The sequence below is a fragment of the Amycolatopsis sp. NPDC003861 genome (assembly GCF_053605405.1).
Genome location: NZ_JBSGJD010000338.1, coordinates 1 through 8,296, shown reverse-complemented (window position 1 = coordinate 8,296; position 8,296 = coordinate 1). Strand labels below are relative to the sequence as shown.

At 70.0% G+C, this 8,296-nt stretch carries 7 protein-coding genes and 1 pseudogene; all 8 read right to left on the bottom strand.

Features of this window, described 5'->3' with window-relative positions; translation table 11 throughout:
- Positions 1 to 104 precede the first annotated feature (104 nt).
- Positions 105 to 1,307 (bottom strand): methionine adenosyltransferase, encoded by a 1,203-nt coding sequence (metK, locus tag ACWEVN_RS43945; RefSeq protein ID WP_310975235.1) that lies wholly within the window; start codon positions 1,305 to 1,307, stop codon positions 105 to 107.
- Between the two features lie 92 nt (positions 1,308 to 1,399).
- Entirely contained in the window at positions 1,400 to 2,620 is a 1,221-nt protein-coding gene (gene coaBC / locus ACWEVN_RS43940; protein ID WP_449688119.1) for a bifunctional phosphopantothenoylcysteine decarboxylase/phosphopantothenate--cysteine ligase CoaBC, read from the bottom strand.
- Complete coding sequence (gene rpoZ / locus ACWEVN_RS43935; protein WP_005152353.1) at positions 2,613 to 2,882, bottom strand: DNA-directed RNA polymerase subunit omega; 270 nt, start codon at positions 2,880 to 2,882, stop codon at positions 2,613 to 2,615. Before rpoZ ends, coaBC begins: the two co-directional genes overlap by 8 nt.
- A complete protein-coding gene (gene gmk, locus ACWEVN_RS43930; protein WP_449688120.1) occupies positions 2,879 to 3,532 on the bottom strand; it encodes a guanylate kinase in 654 nt (217 codons plus the stop codon). The genes rpoZ and gmk overlap by 4 nt, the downstream gene beginning before the upstream one ends.
- Complete coding sequence (gene mihF / locus ACWEVN_RS43925; protein WP_003096398.1) at positions 3,529 to 3,846, bottom strand: integration host factor, actinobacterial type; 318 nt, start codon at positions 3,844 to 3,846, stop codon at positions 3,529 to 3,531. Before mihF ends, gmk begins: the two co-directional genes overlap by 4 nt.
- 107 nt (positions 3,847 to 3,953) lie before the next feature.
- Positions 3,954 to 4,802, bottom strand: a complete 849-nt coding sequence (pyrF, locus tag ACWEVN_RS43920; protein WP_449688121.1) for an orotidine-5'-phosphate decarboxylase — start codon at positions 4,800 to 4,802, stop codon at positions 3,954 to 3,956.
- Positions 4,799 to 8,113, bottom strand: coding sequence for a carbamoyl-phosphate synthase large subunit (gene carB / locus ACWEVN_RS43915; protein ID WP_452055238.1), 3,315 nt, complete (start codon positions 8,111 to 8,113; stop codon positions 4,799 to 4,801). The genes pyrF and carB overlap by 4 nt, the downstream gene beginning before the upstream one ends.
- Positions 8,113 to 8,296 (bottom strand): annotated as a pseudogene (locus tag ACWEVN_RS43910) (hypothetical protein); the annotation flags it as partial. The pseudogene ACWEVN_RS43910 and the gene carB, both read right to left, overlap by 1 nt.

Below are 8,296 nucleotides of genomic sequence, written 5' to 3'. Positions count from 1 at the left end.
GGTAACGCGGGTTCTAACCCGCGTTACCACTCACGACCGAGCCGGGGACGGGAAATGCCGGAAGGCCGTCCCCTGGTCGGGAACGGCCTTCCGGTGATCGTGCGTCAGGCGCCGGCCGCGGCCTTCAGGGCCTCGGCGCGGGCCGTGCTCTCCCAGGGCAGGCCCAGCTCGGGCCGGCCGAAGTGGCCGTACGCCGCCGTCGGGGCGTAGATCGGGCGGAGCAGGTCGAGGTCGCGGATGATCGCGGCCGGCCGGAGGTCGAAGACCTCGCTGATGGCCTGCTGGATCTTCGACGGGTCGACCGTCTCGGTGCCGAACGTCTCGACGAACAGGCCGACCGGGGCCGCCTTGCCGATCGCGTACGCCACCTGGACCTCGGTCCGCTGGGCCAGGCCCGCGGCGACGACGTTCTTGGCCACCCAGCGCATCGCGTACGCGGCGGAGCGGTCGACCTTGGACGGGTCCTTGCCGGAGAACGCGCCACCGCCGTGGCGGGCCATGCCGCCGTAGGTGTCGACGATGATCTTGCGGCCGGTCAGGCCGGCGTCGCCCATCGGGCCGCCGATGACGAACCGGCCGGTCGGGTTGACCAGCAGGCGCGCGTTCGAGGTGTCGATGCCCAGGCCTTCGAGCTCGGGGCCGACGACGTGCTCCTTGACGTCGACGCTGAGCATCCGGTCCAGGTCGATGCCGTCGGCGTGCTGCGAGGACACGACGACCGTGTCGAGGCGGACCGGCTGGTCGCCGGCGTACTCGATGGTCACCTGGGTCTTGCCGTCCGGGCGCAGGTACGGCAGCACGCCGTCCTTGCGGACCGCGGTCAGGCGCTTGGACAGCCGGTGGGCCAGCGCGATCGGCAGCGGCATCAGCTCGGGGGTGTCCGAGCAGGCGTAGCCGAACATCAGGCCCTGGTCGCCGGCGCCCTGGCGGTTGATCTCGTCCTCGTCCGACTCGACGCGCGACTCGTACGCGGTGTCGACGCCTTGGGCGATGTCGGGCGACTGCGAGCCGATCGCGACGTTGACGCCGCAGGAGTTGCCGTCGAAGCCCTTGGCGGAGGAGTCGTAGCCGATCTTGAGGATGACGTCGCGGACGATCGTCGGGATGTCGGCGTAGGCCTCGGTGGTCACCTCGCCGGCCACGTGCACCTGGCCGGTGGTGATCAGGGTCTCGACCGCGACGCGGCTGCGAGGGTCCTTCGACAGGAGGCCGTCGAGGATCGAGTCGCTGATGGCGTCGCAAATCTTGTCGGGGTGCCCTTCGGTCACCGACTCCGAGGTGAACAATCTGCTGCTAGACGCGGTCACGGTGGCCGTCACTTCCTCACCTTGTCGTCGGATGCCCCGAAAGTTAGGCACCCCTTACCTTGCAAGCGTACTGACTATCGCTCGTGAGACGGTCAACGCTTCATGAAGCTCACAACAGCGTCCCACAGAGTGGACGCCAGTTGAGCCTTCTGCGCGAGAGGTAGGGGTTTTTCCGTGGCATCGGCCCCTAGGAGCCAGCCGGAGTTGTCCTCGGTGCCGAACGCCTTGCCGTCCCCGACGGCGTTGACGACCAGCAGGTCCGCGCCCTTGCGCTGCAATTTCGCGCGGGCGTGGTCGAGAACGCTGCCGTGTTCGTCGCCGGTTTCCGCGGCAAATCCCACAACGACTTGTCCGGGACGCCGGTTTTGCACCAATTCGGCGAGAATGTCGGCATTGCGGTCGAGCGTGATCACCGGGTCCGGCTGGTCGTCGGACTTCTTGATCTTGTGCTCGGCCCGGTTCGCCGGCCGGAAGTCGGCGACGGCCGCGGCCATCACGACGACGTCCGCGGACTCGGCGGCGGCGTGCACCGCCTGCCGCAGCTCCTCCGCCGTCGAGACGTGCTCGACGACCGCGCCCGCCGGGTCGGGCAGGGCGACGGTGTGCGCGGCGACCAGGGTGACGTCGGCGCCGCGCTGGGCGGCGACGCGGGCCAGCGCGTAGCCCTGCTTGCCGGACGAGCGGTTGCCCAGGTAGCGCACCGGGTCGAGGGGCTCGCGGGTGCCGCCCGCCGAAATGACCACGCGGACGCCTTCGAGGTCGCGCGGGAGGGCGTCGGGGCGGGCCAGCAGCAGCCGGGCGAGGTCGACGATCTCGGCCGGGTTCGCCAGACGGCCCTTGCCGGTGTCGACGCCGGTCAGCCGGCCGGAATCGGGCTCGGTGACGACCATGCCGCGCGAGCGCAGCAGGGCGACGTTGTCGCGGGTGGCGGGGTGCTCCCACATCTCCGTGTGCATCGCCGGGAAGAAGGCGACCGGGCACCGGGCGGTGAGCAGGGTGTTGGTCAGCAGGTCGTCGGCGAGGCCGTGGGCGGCCTTGGCGAGCAGGTTCGCCGTGGCCGGGACGACCAGGACGAGATCGGCTTCCTTGCCGACGCGGACGTGCTGGACCTCGGGCACCTCGGTGAACACGCCCGTGTGCACCGGGTGCCCGGAGAGGGCTTCGAAGGTCGCCGCGCCGACGAAGTTCAGCGCGGCTTCGGTGGGGACCACGCGGACGTCGTGACCGGATTCGGTCAGCCCGCGCAGCACCTCACAGGCCTTGTAGGCGGCGATCCCGCCGCCCACGCCCAGGACGACGCGGGGTTTACTCACCCTCGGTGTGCTCGAGCAGGCCGCCGTGGATCTCGCGCAGCGCGATCGAGAGCGGCTTCTCGCGCGGGCCCGGCTCGACGAGGGGGCCGACGTACTCGAGCAGGCCCTCGCCCAGCTGGGCGTAGTAGTCGTTGATCTGGCGGGCACGCTTGGCCGAGTAGATCACCAGCGCGTACTTCGAGCTGACCTTTTCGAGCAGGTCGTCGATCGGCGGGTTGGTGATGCCCTCGAGCTCTTCGTGCAGGGTGGCCTGGGTGGTCACGCGTGGTGCTCCGAATCTTCGGCAGACTGATCAGTAATCAAGTTTAGCAAGTGCTCGGCGGCCTCTCGCACGTCGGCGTTGACGAGGCGGTGGTCGAACTCCCCCGCCGCCGCCAGCTCGCGCTCCGCTTCGGCCAGCCGGGCCTGGACCGCGGCCTCGTTTTCGGTGCCGCGCCCGGTGAGCCGGCCGACCAGTTCCTCCCACGACGGCGGCATCAGCATCACCAGCCGGGCCTCCGGCATGGCCGCGCGGACCTGGCGGGCGCCCTGCAGTTCGATCTCCAGGACGGCCGGGCGCCCCTCGGCGAGGGCCTTCTCGACCGGCTCGCGCGGGGTGCCGTAGCAGTTGCCGGCGAACTCGGCCCACTCCAGGAGCCTGCCGTCGGCGACCATCGCGTCGAACTCCGCGCGGTCGACGAAGTGGTAGTGCGCCCCGTCGACTTCGCCGGGACGCGGCTTGCGGGTGGTGACCGAGACGCTGAACCAGACGTCGGGCTCCAGCTTCCGCAGCTCGCCCACCACGCTCGACTTCCCGACCCCCGAAGGCCCCGATACGACGGTGAGCCGGTGCCGGGGGAAGTCCCCCGTCACCGGCTCACTGCCGCGGTCGGCGCCCCGGTTCACCGGGTAGTCACGACCGGCGCCGTTCACTCGCCGCTGAACTCGGCCAGCAGCGCCTTGCGCTGCCGGTCGCCGAGGCCGCGAAGGCGACGGCTGGGGGCGATCTCCAGTCGTTCCATGGTCTGCTGCGCGCGGACCTTGCCGACGCCCGGGAGGGCCTCGAGCAGAGCCGAAACCTTCATCTTGCCGAGGACTTCGTTCTCCTCGGCCTGCTTCAGCACGTCGACCAGAGTGGTACCGCCCCGCTTCAGCCGCTCCTTCAGCTCAGCACGGATGCGGCGGGCGGCGGCGGCCTTCTCCAGCGCCGCAGCGCGCTGTTCCTCTGTCAGCTGGGGAAGTGCCACGTTTTCCTCCGGTAGTTCTCAAAACTGGGTGGGTGACGCGACGGTACCCACCCGTGAGCACCGGCCACAATGCGGGGGTGCCTGGTGGGGGCCGGTTCCGCGCCCTGCTATTGGTCGTTTTCCTGCGGGTCGGCCAGCACTTCGGCGACCCGTTCGACCGCTTGGCGCAAAGCCGCTTGCTCCGGACCGTGCTTCAGGATGTCCCGGGACGACGCGGGCAGCACGCCCGGCAGGGACGCACCGAACAGGGCCCGCAAATCGGCCGCAGTGGCTCCCTGGGCCCCGAAACCGGGGGCCAGCACCGGACCGTTGAGCCGCGAAAGATCCAGCTCTCCCGGCGGAACGGTGGCTCCGACGACGACACCCACATCGCCGAGCGGTTCCGCGCCTGCGTTGAGCGCCATCGCCGCATCGACGATCGCCTGCGCCACCGTGCGGCCGTCGGGCAGCTTCGCGTTCTGCACTTCGCCCGCTTCCGGGTTCGAAGTCCGAGCAAGCACGAAGATGCCGCGCCCCGCGGCGACGGCCGTTTCGGCGCATTGGGCCAAAGAGCCGAAGCCGAGATACGGCGAAACGGTGATCGCGTCGGCGGCGATCGCCGCACCCTCGGCGACGTACGCGGCGGTGTAGGCGCCCATCGTGGACCCGATGTCGCCGCGCTTGACGTCCAGGAGCACCAGCGCGCCGGCGTCCCGGGCGGCGGAAACCACCCGTTCCAGGACGCGGACACCGCCCGGTCCGAAACTTTCGAAGAACGCCGACTGCGGCTTCACGATCGCCGCGTGCGCCGCCAGGACCTCCGTGGCGGACAGCGCGAACCGTTCCAGGCCCGAGACGTCCACCGGGAGCCCCCAGGCCTCGATCAGGCCCGGGTGGGGGTCGATCCCGGCGCACAGCGGGCCGCGGGCCGCGACGGCCTTGGCCAGCCGCGCCCCGAACCGTTCCCGCCCGCTCACGACTTGGCCTTCAGCGCCGCCTGGAGCTCCTGCAGCGACCGGACGCCGATGTCGCCCCGGATCAGCGCTTCGATGCCGTGCACGGCCGCCGCGGCGCCCTGCACGGTGGTCACGCACGGGATGTCGCGGGACACCGCCGCGGTGCGGATTTCGTAGCCGTCGACGCGCGGACCGCTGTTCCCGTACGGCGTGTTGATCACCATGTCGACATCGCCGTTCAGGATGACGTCCACGATGTTCGGCTCGGCCTCGGTGGAGCCCTCGTAGTGCTTGCGCACCACGGTGCACGGGATTCCGTTGCGCCGCAGCACTTCCGCGGTGCCGTAGGTGGCGAGGATCTCGAAGCCGAGGTCCGCCAGCCGCTTCACCGGGAACACCAGCGAGCGCTTGTCGCGGTTGGCGACCGAGACGAACACCCGGCCGGACGTCGGCAGCGAGCCGTACGCGCCGCTCTGGGACTTCGCGAACGCCTTGCCGAAGGAGACGTCGACGCCCATCACCTCGCCGGTGGACTTCATCTCCGGGCCGAGCAGCGAGTCGACGCCGTGGCCTTCGGGGGTGCGGAAGCGGTGGAAGGGCAGCACGGCTTCCTTCACCGCGACCGGCGAGTCGGCCGGCATCCGCCCGCCGTCGCCCTCGGCCGGCAGGACGCCGTTCTCGCGCAGGTCCTTGATCGTCGAGCCGGTCATGATCAGCGCGGCGGCCTTGGCCAGCGGCACGGCCGTCGCCTTGGACACGAACGGCACCGTCCGCGACGCGCGCGGGTTGGCCTCGAGGACGTACAGGACGTCGTCCTTGAGCGCGTACTGGACGTTCAGGAGCCCGCGCACGCCGACCCCGCGGGCGATCGCCTCGGTGGAGCGCCGGACGGCCTGCAGGTCGGTGTGGCCGAGCGTGATCGGCGGCAGCGCGCACGAGGAGTCACCGGAGTGGATCCCGGCTTCCTCGATGTGCTCCATGACGCCGCCGAGGTAGAGCTCCTCGCCGTCGAACAGCGCATCGACGTCGATTTCGATGGCGTCGTCGAGGAAGCGGTCGACGAGCACCGGGTGCTCGGGGGTGATCTCCGTGGCGCGGCTGATGTAGCCGGCCAGGGTCTCCTCGTCGTAGACGATCTCCATGCCGCGGCCGCCGAGCACGTAGGACGGCCGGACGAGCACCGGGTAGCCGATCTCGTCGGCGATCCGCTTGGCGCCCTCGAAGGAGGTCGCGGTGCCGTAGCGCGGGGCGGGCAGGCCGGCGTCGGTCAGCACCTCGCCGAACGCGCCGCGGTCCTCGGCCAGGTGGATGGCCTCCGGCGGCGTGCCGACCACCGGGACCCCGGCGTCGGCGAGCTTCTTGGCCAGGCCCAGCGGGGTCTGACCGCCCAGCTGGACGATGACGCCGGCGACCGTGCCGGATGCCTGCTCGGCGTGCACGACTTCGAGGACGTCCTCGAAGGACAGCGGCTCGAAGTACAGCCGGTCGGAGGTGTCGTAGTCGGTGGACACGGTTTCCGGGTTGCAGTTGACCATGACGGCCTCGAAACCCGCCTCGCGCAACGCGATCGCCGCGTGGACGCAGGAGTAGTCGAACTCGATGCCCTGCCCGATCCGGTTCGGCCCGGAGCCGAGGATGAGCACCTTGGGCTTGTCGCTCTGGGCGACCACTTCGGACTGCGCGTCGGGATCGGACTCGTAGGCCGAGTAGTGGTAAGGGGTCTTGGCCGCGAATTCGGCCGCGCAGGTGTCGACGGTCTTGAACACCGGCCGCACGCCGAGGCGGTGGCGCAGGGCGCGGACGCCGTCCTCGCCGGCGAGTTCCGGCCGCAGGGCGGCGATCTGGCGGTCGGACAGGCCGGTGCGCTTGGCGCGCCGGAGGAGGTCGCCGTCCAGGACCGGCGCGTCCCGGACCTCGGCGCCGACCTCGCCGATGAGGGCGATCTGGTCGATGAACCACGGGTCGATGCCCGACGCTTCGTGCACCTGCTCGACGCCGGCGCCGAGCCGCAGGGCACGCTCCACTTCGTACAGCCGGCCTTCGTGCGCGGTGCGCAGCGAGTCCAAAGTGGACTCGACGGTGGCGCCTTCGGGGTCGGGCAGCGTCCAGAACCCGGTCGCCTTGGTCTCGATCGACCGCATCACCTTGCCGAGTGCCTCGGGGAAGCTGCGGCCGAACGACATCGCCTCGCCGACGCTCTTCATGGTGGTGGTCAGCGTCGGGTCCGCGCCCGGGAACTTCTCGAAGGCGAACCGCGGCATCTTGACGACGACGTAGTCCAAAGTGGGCTCGAACGCGGCCGGCGTCTCACCGGTGATGTCGTTCTGGATCTCGTCGAGCGTGTAGCCGATGGCGAGCTTCGCGGCGATCTTGGCGATCGGGAAGCCGGTGGCCTTGGACGCCAGCGCGGAACTCCGCGACACGCGCGGGTTCATCTCGATGACGACCATCCGGCCGTCGGCCGGGTTGATCGCGAACTGGATGTTGCAGCCGCCGGTGTCGACGCCGACCTCGCGCAGCACGGCGATGCCGACGTCCCGCATCACCTGGTACTCGCGGTCGGTGAGGGTCATGGTGGGCGCGACGGTGACCGAGTCGCCGGTGTGCACGCCCATCGCGTCGATGTTCTCGATCGAGCAGACGACCACGACGTTGTCGTGCTTGTCGCGCATCAGCTCGAGCTCGTACTCCTTCCAGCCGAGCACGCTCTCCTCGATGAGCACCTCGGTGACGGGAGATTCGGCGAGGCCGGTGGAGGCGAGCCGCTCGAGGTCCTCGGGCGTGTGCGCCATGCCGGAGCCCAGGCCACCCATGGTGAAGGACGGCCGGATGACGACCGGCAGCCCGAGTTCCTCGACCGTTTCGCGGACTTCGTCCATGTCGTGGCAGACGCGGGAGCGCGGGACGTCGGCACCGACGGTGCGGACGATGTCCTTGAACTTCTGCCGGTCCTCACCGCGCTGGATGGCGTCGATGTCGGCGCCGATCAGCTCGACACCGTATTTGTCGAGCACCCCGCGCTCGTGCAGGGCGACGGCGCAGTTCAGCGCGGTCTGCCCGCCGAGGGTCGCGAGCAGCGCGTCGGGGCGCTCTTCCGCGATGACCTTCTCGACGAAGTCCGGCGTCACCGGCTCGATGTAGGTGGCGTCGGCGAACTCGGGGTCGGTCATGATGGTGGCCGGGTTCGAGTTCACCAGGGAGACACGCAGGCCTTCGCTACGCAGCACCCGGCAGGCCTGGGTACCGGAGTAGTCGAACTCCGCGGCCTGCCCGATCACGATCGGCCCGGAGCCGATCACCAGCACGTGCTGGATGTCCGTCCTCTTCGGCATCAGTTTCCTTCTTTCACCAGGCGCCGCAAGCCATCGCGGAAGACCTGAAAGCTTTTGGATCGGTTGTTCTCGATGTCCGCTTCCGCCCGAAGCGGACCGGAGCGCGGAGCGGGAGCCAAGCCGTCATGCACCCAATGTGGCGTTGTGGGGGGGGTTTTCTGGTGTGGGGTGGAGATTTTGTTT

Excerpts from the sequence above, each read along its gene's own strand:
- carB (WP_452055238.1), bottom strand. The coding sequence starts at position 8,113 with ATGCCGAAGAGGACGGACATCCAGCACGTGCTGGTGATCGGCTCCGGG.